The organism is Telluribacter humicola (genome assembly GCF_017355935.1).
Lineage (GTDB): Bacteria > Bacteroidota > Bacteroidia > Cytophagales > Spirosomataceae > Telluribacter > Telluribacter humicola.
In genome coordinates, this window is sequence record NZ_JAFIQT010000001.1 from 2,008,886 (window position 1) to 2,028,553 (window position 19,668).

General features: G+C 48.1%; 19 protein-coding genes. 8 read left to right on the plus strand and 11 right to left on the minus strand.

The genetic code is table 11. The annotated features are described in order from the left end of the window. Positions 1-189 precede the first annotated feature (189 nt). Together JUB14_RS08595 and scpA are read left to right on the plus strand one after the other, a co-directional pair. A complete protein-coding gene (locus tag JUB14_RS08595; protein ID WP_207505450.1) occupies positions 190-1,569 on the plus strand; it encodes a methylmalonyl-CoA mutase family protein in 1,380 nt (459 codons plus the stop codon). Between the two features lie 27 nt (positions 1,570-1,596). After that, positions 1,597-3,744, plus strand: a complete 2,148-nt coding sequence (gene scpA, locus JUB14_RS08600) for a methylmalonyl-CoA mutase (RefSeq protein WP_207505451.1) — start codon at positions 1,597-1,599, stop codon at positions 3,742-3,744. A gap of 7 nt (positions 3,745-3,751) precedes the next feature. Here the strand turns inward: scpA and JUB14_RS08605 are convergent, their stop codons facing one another. The 3 genes from JUB14_RS08605 to JUB14_RS08615 form a co-directional block, all read right to left on the minus strand. After that, on the minus strand, positions 3,752-5,386 hold the full coding sequence (locus tag JUB14_RS08605; protein ID WP_207505452.1) for a glycerol-3-phosphate dehydrogenase/oxidase: 1,635 nt from the start codon (positions 5,384-5,386) through the stop codon (positions 3,752-3,754). A 124-nt stretch (positions 5,387-5,510) separates the two neighbouring features. Continuing rightward, entirely contained in the window at positions 5,511-6,074 is a 564-nt protein-coding gene (locus tag JUB14_RS08610) for an RNA polymerase sigma factor (RefSeq protein WP_207505453.1), read from the minus strand. 310 nt (positions 6,075-6,384) lie between these two features. Further along, the gene (locus JUB14_RS08615) at positions 6,385-7,107 is read right to left on the minus strand and encodes an NUDIX hydrolase (protein ID WP_207505454.1); all 723 of its coding nucleotides are present in this window, start codon (positions 7,105-7,107) and stop codon (positions 6,385-6,387) included. Positions 7,108-7,351: 244 nt separating this feature from the next. Between JUB14_RS08615 and JUB14_RS08620 the strand changes: the two genes are divergently transcribed. Continuing rightward, the gene (locus JUB14_RS08620) at positions 7,352-7,801 is read left to right on the plus strand and encodes a hypothetical protein (protein ID WP_207505455.1); all 450 of its coding nucleotides are present in this window, start codon (positions 7,352-7,354) and stop codon (positions 7,799-7,801) included. Here the strand turns inward: JUB14_RS08620 and JUB14_RS08625 are convergent. Beyond that, positions 7,791-8,783, minus strand: a complete 993-nt coding sequence (locus tag JUB14_RS08625) for a 2-hydroxyacid dehydrogenase (protein WP_207505456.1) — start codon at positions 8,781-8,783, stop codon at positions 7,791-7,793. The two genes, JUB14_RS08620 and JUB14_RS08625, sit on opposite strands and share 11 nt — an antisense overlap. Before the next feature lie 100 nt (positions 8,784-8,883). Here JUB14_RS08625 and JUB14_RS08630 point away from each other — a divergent pair, with 100 nt between their 5' ends. From JUB14_RS08630 to JUB14_RS08640, 4 genes are all read left to right on the plus strand, one after another. Then, a complete protein-coding gene (locus JUB14_RS08630; protein WP_207505457.1) occupies positions 8,884-9,747 on the plus strand; it encodes a universal stress protein in 864 nt (287 codons plus the stop codon). A gap of 76 nt (positions 9,748-9,823) precedes the next feature. After that, the gene (gene lysM, locus JUB14_RS08635) at positions 9,824-10,294 is read left to right on the plus strand and encodes a peptidoglycan-binding protein LysM (RefSeq protein ID WP_207505458.1); all 471 of its coding nucleotides are present in this window, start codon (positions 9,824-9,826) and stop codon (positions 10,292-10,294) included. 125 nt (positions 10,295-10,419) lie between these two features. Next, a complete protein-coding gene (locus JUB14_RS27865) occupies positions 10,420-11,100 on the plus strand; it encodes a DUF2254 family protein (RefSeq protein ID WP_310586121.1) in 681 nt (226 codons plus the stop codon). Beyond that, positions 10,983-11,741, plus strand: coding sequence for a DUF2254 family protein (locus tag JUB14_RS08640; RefSeq protein ID WP_310586129.1), 759 nt, complete (start codon positions 10,983-10,985; stop codon positions 11,739-11,741). Before JUB14_RS27865 ends, JUB14_RS08640 begins: the two co-directional genes overlap by 118 nt. 2 nt (positions 11,742-11,743) lie before the next feature. On the opposite strand, the gene JUB14_RS08645 is transcribed toward JUB14_RS08640, so the two are convergent. The 7 genes from JUB14_RS08645 to sufC all read right to left on the minus strand — a co-directional run bounded on the left by JUB14_RS08645 (position 11,744) and on the right by sufC (position 17,712). Further along, positions 11,744-12,847 (minus strand): vWA domain-containing protein, encoded by a 1,104-nt coding sequence (locus tag JUB14_RS08645; RefSeq protein WP_207505460.1) that lies wholly within the window; start codon positions 12,845-12,847, stop codon positions 11,744-11,746. 113 nt (positions 12,848-12,960) lie between these two features. Then, positions 12,961-13,389 carry a BrxA/BrxB family bacilliredoxin gene (locus tag JUB14_RS08650; protein ID WP_207505461.1) on the minus strand — a complete coding sequence of 143 codons (429 nt, stop codon included), beginning with the start codon at positions 13,387-13,389 and terminating at the stop codon, positions 12,961-12,963. Positions 13,390-13,473: 84 nt separating this feature from the next. Continuing rightward, entirely contained in the window at positions 13,474-13,785 is a 312-nt protein-coding gene (locus tag JUB14_RS08655; protein WP_207505462.1) for an SUF system Fe-S cluster assembly protein, read from the minus strand. A 42-nt stretch (positions 13,786-13,827) separates the two neighbouring features. Beyond that, the gene (locus JUB14_RS08660; RefSeq protein WP_207505463.1) at positions 13,828-14,256 is read right to left on the minus strand and encodes a SufE family protein; all 429 of its coding nucleotides are present in this window, start codon (positions 14,254-14,256) and stop codon (positions 13,828-13,830) included. Next, positions 14,256-15,491: a cysteine desulfurase gene (locus JUB14_RS08665; RefSeq protein WP_207505464.1), complete on the minus strand. Its 1,236-nt coding sequence runs from the start codon at positions 15,489-15,491 to the stop codon at positions 14,256-14,258. Before JUB14_RS08665 ends, JUB14_RS08660 begins: the two co-directional genes overlap by 1 nt. A 95-nt stretch (positions 15,492-15,586) precedes the next feature. After that, positions 15,587-16,906, minus strand: a complete 1,320-nt coding sequence (sufD, locus tag JUB14_RS08670) for a Fe-S cluster assembly protein SufD (RefSeq protein ID WP_207505465.1) — start codon at positions 16,904-16,906, stop codon at positions 15,587-15,589. A 41-nt stretch (positions 16,907-16,947) separates the two neighbouring features. Continuing rightward, positions 16,948-17,712 carry a Fe-S cluster assembly ATPase SufC gene (sufC, locus tag JUB14_RS08675; RefSeq protein WP_207505466.1) on the minus strand — a complete coding sequence of 255 codons (765 nt, stop codon included), beginning with the start codon at positions 17,710-17,712 and terminating at the stop codon, positions 16,948-16,950. A gap of 419 nt (positions 17,713-18,131) precedes the next feature. Between sufC and JUB14_RS08680 the strand changes: the two genes are divergently transcribed. Next, positions 18,132-19,598 carry an arginine deiminase family protein gene (locus tag JUB14_RS08680; RefSeq protein WP_207505467.1) on the plus strand — a complete coding sequence of 489 codons (1,467 nt, stop codon included), beginning with the start codon at positions 18,132-18,134 and terminating at the stop codon, positions 19,596-19,598. Positions 19,599-19,668 lie beyond the last annotated feature (70 nt).

The window sequence follows — 19,668 nt, forward strand, 5'->3', positions numbered from 1 at the left end:
AAAGCGAGATGAATTTACAATTAGTAAATAGCTTAAACAAGCGGGGTTTTGAAACTAAAGGAATAATCCTACGGTATGGAAGCACGCTTTGCTTCTGTGTATTAAGTTGTTAAAAAAATGTAATCTCTAATTTGTAGCTTTGTTAAACAAATATTTAGTAGGGAACATATTTTTTCCCTGCCCATAAACATGAAACAATCTTTATTTTCATCATTCGAACCGACAAACAAAGAGGACTGGCGCAGACAGGTAGAGAAGGACTTGGGTGGTACTCCTTACACTGATTTGCAGTGGAAGGTGACGGACTCAATCAGCATGGAGCCTTACTATACAGCCTCCGATATGACTGATCCGCGGATTGCGGATGTACAGCGTAGTCAGAAGCGCCTGCCCGGATGGGTAACGCAGCCGATCATCTATTTTTCTACACCAAAAGATACTAATAGTCAGATACATAAAGTCCTGTCTGCCGGGGCTGATGCTGTGTGGCTGCTGGTTAGAGGCCAACAGCTAGCTGGTAGTGATTTGCATAAGACCTTACACAATATCCGCCTCACAGATACCCCGGTGGTATTTGATACAGAGGATGGGGTACTGCCCCTGACCCAGGAACTACTTCAAGTATCGGGCTACCATCTGAAAGGAGGGATTGCAACTGATGCGGTAGCCAATTGGATGCAGACTGGAAGGAACTACCTATCCGGTGTGGAGCAACTGGCAGAAGTCATCGCTCTTACCAAAGATATGCCGGCTTTTCGCCCCCTCATGGTCAGTGGGCATGCCTTTCATGAGGCTGGAGCCAACGTAGTGCAGGAGCTGGCCTATACGCTGGCGTCGGCGGTGTGGTACCTGGATCAGCTGACGGAGGCTGGCCTGTCGGCGCAGCAGGTGGTGAGCAAGCTCTATCTCTCCCTCTCAATTGGGACTGATTACCTAACCGAGATTGCCAAACTGAGAGCCCTCAGGTACCTGTTCAGAAAGGTGACGGATGCTTATAAACTTCCGGTTGAATCAGCCCAGGCCTACATTCATACTCGTAATTCAGCCTTTTATGATGCATCGGTAACACCCCATACTAATATGCTGCGGGCTACCTCAGAGGCAATGAGTGCCGCCGTAGGTGGCTGCGACGCCCTGACCATACATGCGTATGACGCTACATTTCGTCAGCCCAGTGACTTTTCGGAGCGGATTGCCCGCAATGTTTCCCTTATTTTGAAAGAGGAAGGGCATATTGATAAAGTTGCCGATCCGGCAGCGGGGGCTTATTTCATTGAGACACTTACCCTGCAACTGGCTGATACCGCTTGGTCGCTTTTTCAGCAGGTAGAGAAGGAGGGAGGCGTAGTTACCGCTTTTGAAAAGGGATGGATTCAGGATGAGATAGAGAAAGCATGGGAGGCAAAGAGCCAATCACTGAAAAGCGGAAAGATCATGGTAGGAGTAAACAAGTACCGTGTCGATGAGCCAGGAGAAAGCAACGCTACTAAAGCCCTTACTGATACTCCCCCGACGGCTTCCGGGTTGAGGCTATTGGTGAAGCGTCAATTAGCCAATGCTTCCGTTTAAGTTGGCATTATTTTAAAAATTAAGAGGATGAAACCTGACTTTTCCGATATACCACTTCATCAACAACAAGCTACTGCCAAGACGGCAAGTCCCTCCGGTAAGCCTTTTCCTACGGCCGAAGGTATCAAACTGCAACCGGCCTATACTCCTGAACATATAGCCGAAGCCGTTCATCTGCACTATTCGGCCGGCACCCCTCCTTTCCTGCGCGGACCATATAGTACCATGTACGTCCAGAAGCCATGGACCATTCGGCAGTACGCCGGATTTTCGACGGCTGAGGAGTCAAATGCCTTCTACCGTCGTAACCTGGCGGCCGGTCAGAAGGGCCTTTCCGTAGCCTTTGACCTGGCTACGCACCGGGGCTACGACTCGGATCACCCTCGCGTAGTAGGCGATGTCGGCAAAGCCGGGGTAGCTATCGATAGCGTGGAGGATATGAAGATTCTCTTCGACCAGATTCCGCTGGATCAGATGTCGGTGTCCATGACTATGAACGGAGCGGTACTACCCATCATGGCCTTCTACATTGTTGCGGCTGAGGAGCAGGGCGTATCCACGGAGAAGCTGTCGGGTACTATACAGAATGACATCCTGAAGGAGTTCATGGTACGCAATACTTATATTTATCCGCCCGCTCCGTCTATGCGTATCGTGGGGGATATCTTTGCCTACTCCTCACGTCTGATGCCCCGCTTTAACTCAATAAGTATCAGCGGGTACCATATGCACGAGGCGGGAGCTCCTGCCCACATCGAGCTAGCTTACACTCTGGCCGATGGACTTGAGTACATACGTACCGGACTAAACGCAGGGATGGATATAGACGACTTCGCCCCGCGTCTGTCCTTCTTCTGGGGGATTGGTATGAACCACTTCATGGAGATCGCCAAGCTTCGGACCGGGCGGCTGCTGTGGGCTAAGATTGTGCAGCAGTTCCTGCCAAAGAAAAGCAAATCCATGGCGCTACGGACTCACTGCCAGACCAGCGGGTACAGCCTCACCGAGCAGGACCCATTCAACAACGTCACCCGTACCTGCGTGGAGGCGATGGCAGCAGTACTGGGGCATACACAGTCGCTGCATACTAATTCGCTGGACGAGGCCATTGCACTCCCTACCGATTTCTCGGCCCGTATTGCCCGAAACACCCAACTCTTTCTGCAGCACGAAACCGATATAACCCGAGTGGTGGACCCCTGGGGAGGTTCGTATTACGTTGAGTACCTGACCAAAGAACTGGCCGAGCGCGCCTGGGCACTAATTGAGGAAGTGGAGCAACTGGGCGGTATGACGAAGGCTATCGAGACGGGTCTTCCCAAAATGCGGATCGAAGAGGCGGCGGCCCGGAAGCAGGCTCGTATTGACTCAGGAAAAGATGTGATCGTAGGAGTGAATAAGTACCGGCCGGAGTCGGAAGAAACCATTGATATACTGGAAATAGATAACCAAGCAGTACGCTTATCCCAGATAGCCCGGCTAGAAAGGGTAAGAGCGGAGCGTAATCAGCTGGAGGTAGAGGCTGCCCTGGCGGCTATTACCCAGGCCTGTACCGAACAGGGAGGTACCGATATGGACAGCAACCTGCTGGCGCTGGCTGTCGATGCGGCTCGCAAGCGGGCTACTCTGGGAGAGATATCGGATGCCATGGAGAAAGTATTTGGAAGATATAAAGCTGTTATAAGATCTGTGTCAGGAGTATATAAAGCGGAAGTGTCGGATGACGAAAACTTCCGTCTCGCTAAAGAGATGGCCGACAAGTTTGCCAGAATGGAAGGCCGCCGTCCCCGTATCATGGTTGCCAAAATGGGTCAGGACGGGCATGATCGGGGAGCTAAGGTTATTGCGACCAGTTTTGCCGATCTGGGTTTTGACGTAGACATGGGACCACTGTTCCAGACGCCGGAAGAGGTAGCACGTCAGGCTGCCGAGAATGATGTACACGTAGTAGGAGCCTCCAGTCTGGCGGCCGGACATAAGACCCTCGTGCCGCAACTGATCGAAGAACTCCAAAAACTGGGTCGGGAGGATATTATGGTCATAGCCGGGGGCGTCATACCGGCGCAGGACTACCAGTTCCTGTACGATGCCGGGGTGAAAGGCGTGTTCGGACCGGGTACTATTATTTCCATAGCTGCGCAGAAGATCCTGAAAGAGCTGATGGAGGAGGAGTAAAGCCAGCCTAAGCGCTGGCTTCCTCTATAAAGGTAGTGAGCTGAGTGGCGTAGCTATCTATCATCTGTTGTCTGGTCGTGTCGCTCCACCCCAGTACCTGCGCCATCAGGCCAGCTACTACCGGAAGGCAAGCCAGGGTATCTTTCCAGCTCATGATTTCCAGCCGCATACGGCGGGCCAGTACATCACGCGGGGTAATAGCCATCTCTTCCTGCGTGGTGTAGATTACTTCTGCCTGTATGAAGGGATAATTGGGGAGTAATCTTTCACCTAGGGAAGGGGTAGCCTGTACCAGGTCCGCTACTTTCTCCGCACGATCACCGTATCTGTGGGATAGGTGCTGACAGGTTTCATCAGGTAGTCCATATATAGCTTTGAGCTTTTGCCAGCTATCCGACGTATAGCCTTCTCCACCTACTAGTACATACTCATCAGTTCGGCAGAGCCGCTCCTGACCCAAGAGCTGGTCTACTTCATCGATGGTGTCCTTTGCCATCAGGCGGTAGGTAGTCCATTTGCCTCCCAGCAGACTCACTAGGTTAGAGGCGGGGTCGTGCTCTACTTCATGGTCTCGGGTCAGGCGTTTGGTGGCTTTGCTTGGATCAGCCGCCAGGAGTGGTCGCAACCCTCCAAATCCCGCTTTTACCTGATCCGGCCGGGGCGTAGTAGCCAGATAGGGAGTAAGAGTATTGATTAGGAAGTCGACCTCAGCTTTATTCAGGAGTGGCTCTTTATCCAGTTGATTGTACTCCGTATCCGTAGTACCTACTAGCAGCTCATCTCCGAAGGGAATGGCAAAAACCACCCGGCCGTCGCTGGTCTTGGGGATCAGCATGGCATCTTCACTCTGAAGTACCTCTTTGGGTAGTACTATATGTACTCCCTTGCTAGGGCGGATGCGTCTGGGGAGGGCTACATTGGCCATCAGGCGAATATGGTCAGCGTAGGGACCAGTGCAGTTGACAAATATTTTAGCTTTTACTCTATACCTGGTACCCCCCATTTCATCATGTACCTGCGCGGCGGTAAGGTTGCCCTTACTATCTTTTTCAAATCCCAGCACCGAAGTATGGTTGACTACCGTAGCTCCCGCCTCCTGGGCTGACTGAGCCAAGGCCAGGCAGTAACGGGCATCGTCCAGTTGACCGTCGTAGTAGAGTACAGCACTATGGAGTTTGTTTGGGTCCAGGGTAGGCATGCGCCTCATAACCTCCTGCTTGCTCAACCATCTACTTTTGGGTAAAGAGTCCTGCTGGGCAAACAGGTCGTACAGCCTCAGGCCAATGCTGAAGTAAACGCCATCCAACCAGGACGAAACGGGTGTAAGCAGGGCAAGCGGACGAGCCAGGTGAGGCGCGTTTTTTAATACAATATGACGCTCTTCGAGTCCGTGGCGTACCTGCTTGAGCTGGGCCAGGTCCAGGTTGCGAAAGGCCTGCTCAAGATAACGAACTCCGCCGTGGATCAGCTTGGTAGAACGTGATGATGTTTCGGAAGCGAAATCCTGCTTTTCGATCAGAGCTACCTTATAACCGCGTAGGGCGGCATCCAGAGCGCAACCCGTACCGCTGGCGCCACCGCCAATAATACAAATATCAAACTGGTCTTCTTGTAAGCGGTGCAGGTTTTGGGAGCGGTTCATTGGTAGGTAATTGCAGGTAGGTTCGGGGATACACCCTCCACAAAACTATCATTTTTTGCGTCTTGTTAAAAACTCACCTGTAAGTACTAGCCCATTTGAGGAGGTACTATTATGATCCGCGCATTTAGTCAAGTAGTGAAGTAGGTACCCGTGAGCGTATCTTGATCAGGGCGCGCTGCATCAGGTTGCGTACTGTTTGCTCCCGGATTGAAAGTAGTTCTCCCACCTCACGTACCGACTTATTCTGGAAGAACCGGAGCTGAACCACTTCCCGCTCCCGCTTTGACAAGAGGCAGAGGGCCGAGGTCAGGAACTGGCTTTGCCGTTCGGATATTTCCCGGTTGATGATCTCCGACTCGTGGCATACTGAGAACAAGGAAAGTTCGAGCTGATCATCCACGGCCGACATAGCTCCTTTCTGCTGTAGGTGTAGTCGGCGGCGCAGTGATCGGCACAGGTAATAGGGTACGGCTACTTCTTCGGCCAGGTTCTGACGCATCTTCCACAGATCTACAAACAAGTCGTGTATGGCATCCTGCACGACCATACTGTCAGCCCCGAGCTTTTTGCCGTACTGTAGGAGGGTATAGTTGTATTGATTGTAAATTAGTCCAAACGCTTTTCTATCGCTGTTTTTAAACTCTTTCCACAGGTACACATCATCCAGGGTATCCTTATAGTTAATCATATCCGGACTTTTTAAAACTGCTTTTGCTGGTGAGGAATCTATTTTCAAGCTATTACAGAAGGCTTCCGCAGGTACAGAAGCCTTCTGGATATTACCGATTAACCAACCATTAAGTCTTTTCAACTAAAGTATATATACTAATAAGAGTTAAAGGCACTTTTTATAATAAGCGTCAGATTAACTTTTTTTAATATTTTTTTAATGTGGTTAAAATGAGGTAGGTAAAGGCATAAAAAAAACGTCCTACCTCGATCGAAGGGCAGGACGCTTTGCTATTAGGTCAATGCGTTAGTGACGACTCGTAATAAGTCTATAGGTAGAAGTTGTTCAGCTTCGTTGTGTACTTATCAGTATCCAGCTGGTAGAAGTAGGCTCCCTTTTTCGAACTGGTTTTGTCTTTCTCTTTGAGACGGACCAGCAGGCCGGTAGCCAGCATCATCCGGCGGAAGTTCCCCTTGTCCAGTTGCGTTTCGTAGATAGCATCGTACAGCTTGCGAAGCTGCGTAAATGTAAATCGTTCGGGTAGTAGTTCGAATCCGATGGGGTGCAGGTTTGCCTTGTATTTTAGTTGTTGCTTGGCAAAGCGTACCATTTCGTTATGGTCAAAAATAAGCTCCGGAAAGCTGGACGTAGGAAACCACCGGGCTTCAAACTCATCCGTGATCTGGTGCTCGTAGTTATGTATATTGACCAGGGCAGTATAGGTAACCGAAATTGTGCGCTCAACGGGGTCCCTGTCACTGTGACTGAATACTTTCAGTTCTTCCAGGTATACGTTCGTCATGCCGGTGAGGCGGTACAGAATACGCTGGGCCGCCTGATCCAGATTCTCATTATCATCCAGCAGTCCTCCCATTAGAGCCCATCTGCCTTTTTCGGGATCAAGATGCCGTTTTACAAGCAATAGCTGTAACCCAACTTCTTCGTCGTACCCAAACACAATACAGTCAATAGCCACGAGCGGACGGTGGGTGTGCTTATATTGGCTACCGCTTACAACAGTCGGGAGGGGAGCGTTGATGGTAGAGATCATTCTGATAATAAATTAATTATAAAATTTTTGACATAAAAGGGAGGCGCAGTTACAATAAAAAGTATAATTGGAGTTTTTACTACCCTCTTTATCTCAAAAACATACTTCTCTTATCAGACCTATGTATACCTTTTCTCTACTTTCAAAGTGGTTCTATGACAAAGCTACGGTACGTAGTATACTTTTATTTCTAACGATATTTATTGTATTTGTTGGGTGGGTTTTTCCAGCGCTTCAGGGCCAAATGAAGGTAGAACCGGCACTGGATCCGCTGGATATACGCTTTGGGTTTACACCCGGCGAAGCCTATGCATATCTGCTGGCTTTGGGAGAAAATGGCAGGCAGGTGTACTGGTGGACCGAGCTACTAGCCGATAGTCTGTATCCGATCGTGTACACCGCAAGCTCTGTTCTTTTAATATCGTGCTTCTTCGAGCGACTTTTCCCGGTAGGAAGTATCTGGCGAAAGCTAAACCTGCTACCCCTGATGGTAATGCTAGCCGACTACCTGGAAAACATCGGTATACTAACAATGCTATCCGGATTTCCTGCACAAAATGAGGGTATAGCTCAACTTGCCTCAATTGCCAATCTAGTCAAGTGGGGATTATTCCCTGCCCTTATTATGCTGATTATGATTGGTATGGGAGGCTGGCTGTACAGCAAACTCGGCCGCATCGGTACTAGACTCTGATGAGGGTATTGGCATCTATATAATTTCCCTGTTCGTAAGCAGTCAGATTGGCTAGTGTCGTCTGGGCTATCTGGGTGAGTGCCTCGTCCGTGAAGAAGCCCTGGTGTGATGTGATAAGTACATTGGGGAATGTAAGCAGGCGCATCAGCAGGTCGTCATCGATGATGGAGTCGGAGAGGTCGCGGAAGAAGAAGTCAGCTTCCTGCTCATACACATCTATAGCCAGATACCCTAGCTGCTTGCTTTTTAGCGCATGTACAACCGATTGGGTGTCTATGAGTGCTCCCCGGCTGGTATTGATGAGCATCATGCCCGGCTTTATGTGCCTAAGAGCCTCTTCATTAATGAAATGATGCGTTTCGGGTGTAAGCGGACAGTGTAGCGATATGATGTCGGATTGATTCAATAAAGATTCTTTGGATATATACTCTACACCCTCCCTGATAAGCTGCTCATTGGGATAGGGATCAAACGCCAGTATTTTACAGCCAAATCCACGCATGATCTGTATGAATACCTGTCCGATTTTGCCGGTACCTACTACACCAACCGTCTTCTGGTTCAGATCGAAGCCTTCCAGTCTTTCCAGCGAGAAATTGCCCTCCCGCACCCGGTTGTATGCCTTATGTGTCTTGCGGTTGAGGGTCAGGATCAGGGCTACGGCATGCTCCGCTACGGCATGGGGTGAATAAGCCGGTACCCGTACTACGGCTATACCAAAGCGTCTGGCTGCATCCAGATCTACGTTATTAAATCCGGCCGACCGTAAAGCTATGATTCTGATACCATGTTCCGAAAGTATCTCCAGTACGTTACTGTCGAGGGTATCATTGACAAAAGCACATACAGCCTCCGAGCCGGCTACCAGAGAGGCCGAGCGGGCATCCAGTTTATTGTCAAAGTATGTAAACTGATGAATCGTATTATAACGGTCAAAGTACGTGCGGTCGTAGTTCTTGGTACTGAAAACAGCTACTTTCATAAAAGGTGATTTATATCAATAATGGCCCTTGATAGCGATCATAATCTAGTTTGGCTGGCATCATTACGTTTGTAATACACAGATGTCGTTAAGCCAAATTATGAAAAAGATATTACTACTCACAGATTTTTCAGAAGCTTCTGCTCATGCTTTTACCTATGTGTCATCACTGTATAGCACTGACTTCTGCGAATTTACCGTTTTACACTGCTACTCACCTCCCCCGGATACACTTTATCATATTATAAAAGAGGATGCTTTCCAAAAGGCGCAGGCACGGATAGAGGCATTCATGCAGCCCCTTCTGAATTCCTCCCGGCGTCTTACCCATACGTATGATCTAAGGGTACTACCCGGACCGGTGGTGGCAATGGTAGAGCTGGTCTGTGAACTTGAACACTTCGATCTGGTGGTACTGGGTACCTCCAGAGCCGGCAAAAGCTCAGTAGTGGGTAGTGTAGCTACTGCTCTGATCCGTAAGTTGTCCAACCATGTACTTACGGTTCCTCTGCCCGCCCCACAGCAACAACTCCGGGAAATAGTCATCGCTACGGATTACAGTGAATCCGGTTCTATGAAGGTATATAAGCAGATTACTGAGCTGGCTCATAAGTTCAGTGCCCGTATTACCTGCCTTACCGTTATGGGGCCGGGGCAGTCGCCGGTACCATTTAAGGTAAATAGGATCGGGGAGTACAATAACTACTTCCGGGGCGAGCAAATCAGGCAGTGCTTCATTACAGAACGAAATACTGCCGCCGGAATCCTAAGTTACCTTGATAAACATCCCTCGGACCTGCTCGTGATGATATCGCACCATAAAGCTCTTCTGGATATACTGCTCGGGCGTAGCTTGACCCGCAGGCTTGTTTGTGAAGCTCAGGTACCTGTACTGGCGCTGGCCGGGAATACCCCGAGTAGTGAGTTTAAGGTGCAGCAGGCACGACATTTTTATACCAATTAAGCCAGAAGCTGTTTACTGTTGTAAAAGCTAACTGGTTCATATTGTTTAATGTCCACTAAACTACCAAACTGTTACTATGGGACTATTTTCATTTCTTAAAGGAGGAGGTAAAAAAGTATTAAAAAATGAACACGTTGCCGCTCCAACGCCCGAAAAGGCCAACGAGGTAGAGCCTCTGCGGGCCAGCGAACTACTTAACTATGTAAAGCAGTTGGGCTTAAATTATAATAAGCTTACTGTAAAGACAATGGGAGATACGGTGGTCCTTGAAGGTGAAGTAGCCAAGCAGGAAGACATGGAAAAAATAGCCCTGGCTCTTGGCAATGTAGAGGGAGTAGCCACCGTAGACAACCGGATGAATATTGTCGAGCCCAAAGAGCAGTCGAAATTCCATACTGTTGAAAAAGGGGATACGCTGTCAAAGATAGCTAAGCAGTATTATGGTGATATGATGAAGTACCCGGCCATTTTTGAAGCGAACAAGCCTATGCTTAAAGATCCGGATGAGATATATCCCGGGCAGGTACTACGGATACCAGCTCTTTAATAGTATTCGAACCTGACTAATCAATGTAAACTAGCCGGAACACGTGTGTTTCCGGCTGTTTGCATTCTGAACATATGTGATACATACGTTATGCCGGTTTACCGGATCATGTGACATCACTTACTATGCGAAAAAGAGAGCATATAAATAAATTCCTGAGCGGGGTAAGGTCTAGTATTGGACTCTATCCTGCCCTGATTAGTCTGGCTTATTTTGTTTTTGCTATTGTACTGGTTAATTCCAGGCATTCAGCCATATCAGAATGGTTAGCTGACCGCCCCTGGCTATCATTTGAAAGTCTGGATACACCTACGGCTATACTTACTACTTTGATCGGTAGTATTATCTCCCTTATGGTGCTCAGCTTCTCCATGGTGATGGTAGTTCTAAGTCAGGCATCCAGTAGTTTTTCACCCAAGATACTCAGAGGGCTTGTCAGTGATAAGAGTAATCAGGTAGTGTTGGGCAACTATTTAGGATCTATCCTTTTCTGCATGGTTAGCCTGGGCAACTTCAACAATGAAGAAGATATACCACTGCTAAGTGCTGAAGTACTTATGAGTATCATATTTGGCTTATGGTGTCTGGTGCTGTTTGTATTTTTTATTCATAATGCCTCGCTGGCCATACAGGCCAATGAAGTCATTATCAGGCATACAAGAGAACTCTCCACTATATGCAGGTATTTGTGGATGAAAATCGTAAGGAAGCGGGTCAGCAGAAAGAATGGCCGGATGAAGGAGAGGGGCAGATCATACTTTCTGTTCAGTCAGGCTATTTACAGCGATTCAACAAAAAAGAGCTGATCAAACTGGCTCAAAAGGAAAATATAAGGATACGAATCTTAGTAGAAGTGGGCGATTTTATTCCTACAGGTATCCCCATTGTGGAAATATTCGATGTCAGAAATAAGCTTTCGGAGGAGGCTGAGGAGGAACTACTAAGCTATTTGCACTACTATCACGGCGAAAATATTGATGAGAACTATACGTATGGCTTTACTCAGCTAATGGAGATTGCCATCAAGGCCTTGAGCCCCGGTATTAATGATCCGGGTACTGCCCGGATTTGTATTCACTATTTAACGGATTTGTTTCGTCTGCGGATGCAATGGGATGATCTGGGACAGGCTTGCCATGAGAAAGGGCCGGTAGTACTCAAGTGGAAAGTTACTTCGTTTGAATCATTACTCTACAAATCCTTTGAACCCATCAAGATCTACGGCAGCGGAGACATCATGATATTACTTAGTCTTAGCCAGGCTATCAAGACCCTGGCGTATTATGATGCCGAGCGACAAGCTCATCGTAAGGTATTACAGGCGTTTTATGACCAGTTACTGGACTTGATATCCAAGAGCCATTCCTATAAGGTAGATAAGATGTTTGTAAAGCCCCGGCTTGAGAACAGTATCGATACGTACCTAACCTTGAAGGAACAGTACTAAGATTATTTCATGTTCTTGCGGCGGTTGCGCTGGAAGTCTTCCAGTACAAAGCCTCCCAACCCCTGCAAATTGCTATAATAGGCCCGGCCATTATTGACCTTAGTAAAATCCTGCACAAACTGCTTCAGATACGGGTCTGAGGCAATCATAAAGGTAGTAACGGGTATATCCAGGCGGCGGCACTGGGCAGCCAGCGTCAGCGTTTTGCTAATGATCTTGCGATCCAGTCCGAAGCTATTTTTGTAGTAGCGGATACCCTCCTTGAGGCAGGTAGGCTTTCCGTCCGTAATCATGAATATCTGCTTGTTGCGGGTCTTGCGGCGGCGCAGCAGGTCCATCGCCAGCTCCAGGCCGGCTACGGTATTGGTATGGTAAGGTCCTACTTCGAGGTAGGGGAGGTCCTTGATCTGGATCTGCCAGGCATCGTTACCAAACACAATGATATCCAGCGAGTCTTTAGGGTACTTGGTACGGATCAGCTCCGCCAGCGCCAGGGCTACCTTTTTGGCCGGAGTGATGCGGTCTTCCCCGTAGAGGATCATGGAGTGACTAATGTCAATCATCATCACAGTAGAGGTAGTCGTCTTTTGTTCTTTCTCCACCACTTCCAGGTCATTTTCCATCAGCCTGAAATCACCAATTCCGTGGTTGACCTGGGCGTTCTTGATGGACTCAGTCATGGAGATCTGCTCCAGCGTGTCTCCAAACTGGTACGGACGGATATCACTACTCAACTCATCACCCGTACCGGAGTAGGGGGTATGGTGGTTTCCACCCGACTTGGAGCGCTTCAGTTTACCGAATATTTCTTCCAGTGCACTCCGGCGGATGCTCTGCTCGCTCTTGGGCGTCATCACTACCTGGCCTTCTTCGTTTTCCTCAGTGATGTATCCCTTCTTCTTTAAGTCTTCAAAGAAGTCACCAATGCCGTACTGGTCGCTGGTGAGGCCATACTGACGGTCCAGTTCGCTCAGCCATGACATAGCCTGTGATACATCACCGGAAGTCATGAGCAGAAGTTGCTGAAAGATGTTCAGGAGCTGGTCAAACTTACTGTTGCCACCTTGTTCCTGGGGTATATATTGAGAAAAATGATGTCCGCGCATAGCACATAGAGGTTTATACCTATCACAACGTCAATAGGAGCAGGATAGTTTAACAAAAAATCCCTGCTGAAAATTTTAATCAGCAGGGATTTACTTCACAAAAAAAGGAGCTATTAAGCGTTCTCTCCGCAAAATTCCTCAAACGCCATTTGCAGGTGCTGAGCAATCATTTCGGCCGAACGACCTTCGATATGGTGACGTTCGATGAAGTGTACCAGCTCGTCATCCTTGAAGATGGCGATAGCAGGTGACGAGGGAGGATAAGGAAGCGTATATTCTCGCATCTTCTCCGTAGCGTCTCTGTCAACACCGGCGAATACAGTAACCAGTTTATCAGGCTTTATCTCGCTGCGCTGAAGAGCAGCTTTCACACCCGGACGAGCAGCACCGGCGGCACAACCACACACGGAGTTGATCATAACCAGCGTAGTGCCTTTCGCATTCTGCATGTAGTTGTCTACATCCTCAGCAGACAGCAATTCCTGAAATCCGACAGTAGTCAGATCGGCCTTCATGGGAGCTACTAATTGTGGGGGGTACATAGGTATATTGGTTTTTATGTTCAAAATGTATAATTCACTCAGTTCATTACAGCAAGCTCTAACAGGTAGTACCAGTCAGTAAGCTTACATAAAACCAAGCTCAAGCTTGGCTTCTTCAGACATCATCTCAGTTGTATACGGAGGATCGAACGTAAGCTCTACGCTTACATCACTTACGCCTTCTACTTCCCGGATTTTCTGCTCAATCTCAGCGGGAATGGTACCAGCCGAGGGGCAGGAGGGGGAGGTAAGCGTCATCAGCACGTATACATTATTCACTGGGAATATTTTCAGGTCGTAGATAAGCCCCAGCTCGTACACATCTACCGGTATCTCCGGGTCATATACGGACTTAATGGCTTTTACGACATCTTCTCTTAGTTCTGCTTCGGTCATGGTAGTAGCAATATTACAGGTTATCCTTTCGGCTCAGATCTACTAATTATTAACAGCCTGATAGGCTATGGCGTACGCTTTCATCTGCTTTAGCATAGAGGCCAGTCCGTTAGAACGGGTCTGGGCCAGGTGCTGGTGCAGACCAATGCGCTCCATAAAGTACAGGTCACTTTTGGCAATCTCTTCGGGAGTATGACCTGATAGTACCTTTACCAGCATACTCACCAGACCCCGTACTATGATAGCATCGCTGTCTGCCTCGAATAGGAGCTTATTATCATCCATGAAGGCGTGCAGCCATACTTTGGACTGACACCCTTTTATAATATTCTCTTCGGTCTTGTACTGCTCTTCGAGTGGGGGAAACTGCTTGCCGAGATCTATTATGTACTCGTACTTACTCTCCCAATCGTCAAACAACTCAAAATCCTCGATGAGTTCGTCCTGTATTTCGTTTATCGTATTACTCATTAGCCTAGCATTTTCTTAACCTTATGCAAACCCTGCACCAGACGGTCTATTTCTTCGGTCGTATTATAAACCGCAAAAGAGGCCCTCGAGGTTCCGGGAATACCAAATCGGCGCATCAGGGGTTGGGTACAGTGGTGACCGGTACGGATAGCTATGCCCTGCTGATCCAGCAGTACGCCCGTATCCTGGTGATGAGCGCCATCCAGTATAAAAGATATTACACTGATCTTTTCTTTGGCAGTACCTATGATTCTGAGGCCATCAATGCTTTGCAGAGCGTCAGTGGCATATGTAAGCAGGTCATGCTCGTAGGTACCAATGGCATCCTTACCCAGTGAGGCTACATAGTCAAGGGCATACTTGGCGGCTACTACATCAGCGATGTTAGGAGTACCAGCCTCGAACTTATAGGGAAGATCATTATAAGTACTCCTTTCAAAAGTTACCTCTTTGATCATCTCTCCACCTCCACGGAACGGAGGCATGGCTTCCAGGAGTTCTCTCTTGCCGTACAATACCCCCATACCGGTAGGTCCGTACATCTTGTGCAGCGAGAACGTAAAGAAGTCGCAGTCCAGAGCCTGAACATCTATATGGAGATGAGAGGTAGCCTGAGCACCATCAATAAGTACTTTGGCACCTACCTGATGGGCTTTTTCAATAATCTCAGCGACCGGATTGATGGTACCCAGTGAGTTAGAAACATGCACAACGGAGACAAACTTGGTACGCTCCGATAGCATCTTCTCGTACTCATCCATGAGTAGTTCACCCGCGTCATTGATAGGAATAACCCTCAGTACACAGCCCTTCTCCTCGCAGAGCATCTGCCAGGGTACGATGTTGGAGTGGTGCTCCATGGTAGTGATGAGGATCTCGTCTCCTTCTTTCAGGAAGGCCCGGCCGTAGGTCTGGGCTACAAGGTTGATCCCATCGGTAGTACCGTAGGTGAAGATAACCTCTTCGTGCTGAGGGGCATTAATGTACTCCTGAATCCGGCGGCGTGATGCTTCAAAAGCCGACGTAGCTTTTTCGGCCAGGTGGTGGATACCCCGGTGTATATTAGCATTGTAGTGCTCGTAGTAGCCAGAGATAGCATCGAGTACTGCACGTGGTTTCTGGGTAGTGGCCGCATTATCAAAGTATACCAGCTGCTTCCCGTTGACTACCTCATTGAGGATCGGGAAGTCATTGCGGATGGCCTCTATATTGAGATCTGTTTGAATCGTTGGCATGTTGCGCGGTTTTATAAAGAAATACCCAACCATACTCACAGGTCGGGTAATAAGTTGAAGTACCTGTCAGGGCACACGCCAGACAGGTACCGGTATTACTTCTTCGTCAGCTTCTCGGTAATAACACCCTCGAGGTGCTCACGAATAGCATCTATTTTGATCTGACTTACTACGTCTTCACAGAACGCGTACATCAGTAGAGTCATAGCTTCATTCTTGGAGATACCCCGTGAACGCATGTAGAACAGAGCCTCCTCGTCTAGCTGACCGGTAGTAGTACCGTGTGAACACTTCACGTCATCGGCATAGATTTCCAACTGAGGTTTAGTATTCATGGTAGCATCCGGTGAGAGTACTACATTCTTACACGACTGGTAAGCGTTGGTCTTCTGAGCATCCTGACGAACAAAGATCTTACCGTTGAATACTCCCGTTGAGCGGTCACGCAGTACCCCTTTGTACAACTCGTTGCTGTAGGAGTTAGGCTTGCGGTGATCGGCCAGGGTATGGTTATCAACGTGCTGCTTTCCGTCGGGGAAGTACAGGCCGTACATGAATGCTTCGCAGTGCTGACCATCCAGTTCGATGTTCAGGTTGTTGCGGATAAAGCCTCCGTTCAAAGAAACAGTAGCCGAGTAGAAGTGGCTGTTATCCACAATACGTACATGGGTAGTACCTACGTGGTACGCCTTCTCAGCTTCGTTCTGTACTTTGTAGTACTCAACGTTAGCGCTTTCAGCTACGAAGATTTCGGTTACGGTATTGGTAAATGAGCGCTCCTCACCGATGGTCCGGTAAGACTCAGCAATTTTTACCTGCGCATTCTGCTCTACGATGAACAGATTGCGTGGGTTAGAACCTACGTTCTCGGCGCGGGCATCCGAAATGAAACGAATTATGACAGGGTGATCTACTACCTTACCCGCAGGTACATGTATGAACACGCCATCGTGAGCAAAAGCAGTATTAAGAGCGGTGAATGAATCCGACTCACTCTTAGCCAACTGACCAAAATAGGTACTTACCAACTCGGGTCTTTCTTTGATGGCCTCGTGCAGGGGCTTGATCTGCAGCTGATCTGCCGGTGATACTATAGTAGATAGTTTTTCTTCGAAACGGCCGTTAACGATATAAAGAATATTACCGGTCAGGTTGGCGATGCGCAGCGAATCTATTACCTCTTCGGTAACGGCATGCTCACCGGCAAACTGGTACTGATGGCTGATCAGGTCACGGACGTTGCTATACTTCCACTCCTCATTACGGGGAGTAGGGAAGCCCCTGTCCTCAAATATTCCAAGCGCCTGACGCTTGGTCTGGTGAAATTCACTTTGTGCTTCCCCGTTCATCACCGCTTCACGAGCGTAAAAGTCGGTGACCAGACGGGTTTTCAGATCTATAGTTTCTGTACTCATTGCGTAATTTGACTTAATATGATGAAGAAAAACAGCACCAATTACTGGGCAGTTTCAGCTTCTACTTCGGCCTTGATCCAGTCATAGCCTTTTTCTTCCAGCTCGAGAGCCAACTCTTTCGGACCTGACTTCACGATACGACCTTTGTATAGTACGTGTACGTAATCAGGAACAATATAGTCAAGTAAGCGCTGGTAGTGAGTCACAACAATAGTAGCACGCTCAGGAGTACGCAGTTTATTAACCCCTTCGGATACGATACGAAGCGCGTCAATATCAAGTCCTGAATCAGTTTCGTCCAGGATCGCCAGCTTAGGCTCGAGTACCGCCATCTGGAATATTTCGTTACGCTTCTTCTCACCACCCGAGAAACCTTCGTTCAGGGCACGCTTGAGCAGCGAATCGTTCATATTAACCATTTTAGCTTTTTCACGAACCATTTTCAGGAACTGAGCAGCATCCAGCGGGTCGAGGCCCTGGTACTTACGAATTTCGTTAACTGCGGTCTTCAGGAAGTTAATGGTCGTAACACCGGGTATCTCTACGGGGTACTGAAACGCCAGGAATATACCTTCGGCAGCACGTACTTCGGGTGCCATTTCCAACAAATCCTTTCCACTAAACTCCACTGCTCCACCGGTAACTTCGTACTCCTCACGTCCGGCCAGAACCGAGGCTAGTGTACTCTTTCCGGAACCGTTAGGGCCCATGATAGCGTGTACTTCACCGGGTTTTACCTCCAGATTTATTCCTTTTAATATCTCTTTGCCTTCGATTGAGGCTCGCAAGTCATTGATTTTGAGCATAACAGATTTACGCAGTTAATTAGTAATTATTAATTCGCAAAAGTAGTAAGCTTTGGCGGTTAAAGAAAATAGGAGTAGAATGTTTCTAAACAACAACCTTCTGTTATCTATAACCCCTATTAAAGCGAGGATGTTCCTCAACGGCGAGTTTTTTAGAACTCATTCATAATCTGTAATTTATATAAGCTTTTGCCTCCTATTTAAGTGACAATAAGTACATGCCAGAGGGACTCTGAGAGGATGGAACGGGGACTTATAAATATATTGTTAACTATTTATTGTGACATCAGTATGCCTTTATTGCTGTACGAATTTTAGACAATCGGGCACAATCCGGAGCGTTAGGCAGGGGAGCGGAAGGCTGCTTTTTATTAAGAAATATTCAACTTACTTTGCGTTCAGAAGCATTTCATCAACTTATGAAGAATAGTAAACCTCTTTCTACTACCATAAAAGTATCGTCAGAAGTAGGTCGCCTGCGGAAACTCCTAATACATAGCCCCGACCGAGGTCTGGGTAAGGTAATTCCTTCTAAAGCGCAGGACTGGCTGTTTGAGGATATCGTTCACCTGGATACGATGCGCCGCAACGAGTATGATTACTACGTCAAGCTGCTGCTCTACTTCCTGGACCCTGACAAAATCAAAGGGAATATCAGTGCTATTGACAGTGACCCGGAGCGGAATTTCTATAAGCCGGGCGTTAATGGCTATTTTAATTCAGACCGTGTAATTGATCTGCAGCGGTTGCTGTGCGAGATCCTGGAAGACGAAGAGATACGTAGCCAGCTGATCGCTTCCATCTGTGGCATAGAGCGGTGCTCCTTCAAGACGCAGCAGGACTTGAAAGAGTACGATCCGAATGAGCTGGCAAAGATATTCATATCAGGATCATTGCCGGATGGTACCAAGCGTATGCTATTCGCACCGCTCCCTAACCTGATATTTACCCGGGATATTGGTATTGTTATCAACGACCATATCCTGCTCAATAAGCCCGCCAAGACGGCACGTACGCGGGAGTCGCTGCTGGCGCAGTACATATTCTTCCACCATCCGATGTTTGGGAAGTACCGGGACAATATCATAGAGATACCCAATAACGATCACCACTTCCTGTTGCCCGACGATGAGCAGCAAAATGACTTCAACCGCTCCACGCTGGAAGGCGGAGATGTCATGATGGTGGCACCCCGGCACCTGCTGATTGGCTGCAGTGAGCGTACTTCTCTATACGCGGCTCAGCAGGTCATGCGGCTGCTTTTTGAGCGGAATGTAGTAGATACTATCACCATAGTGCAGATTCCCAAGAAGCGGGACTATATGCACATCGACACGGTATTTACCCAAGTAAAAAAGAACATGTGGGTACTGCTGGGATCGCTGGCCCGGCAGGGGGATGATTCAAGGAAGAAAGATGTACTGCACTTCTTCGCACCTAAGGATATGACCGAGAAGAAAATGAAGATCCTGCAGTTCTACAAAGGACTCGAGCACAAGCCTATTGAAATTGAAAACCTGGAAGACTTGCTGACGGACATTAGCCAGAATGACCTTGGGGCCAAAGAAGAGGTGAAGTTCATTTACTCGGGTAATAATGAGTTTCCGTTCGGAGAGCGGGAGCAGTGGACGGACTCCTGTAATCTGCTGGCGCTGAAAGACGGCGTGGTAATCGGCTATGACCGGAACGACAAGACTTTGGAGGCATTCAAAAGCGCCGGATTCAATGTAATAAAAGCGGCTGACCTGCTTGAAAAATTTGAAAAGGATGAGCTTTCGCCGGATACTATAACGGACACCTATATCATGCTTCCATCTTCCGAACTTTCACGCGCTCGCGGTGGTTCGCACTGTATGAGCATGCCTATATTCAGAGACGAACTTTAAAACTGGTGTGATAGTAGTGTATAATGGAGCCATCTTTCTTGCAATCAGATAATTTCATGAGTAAATTCGC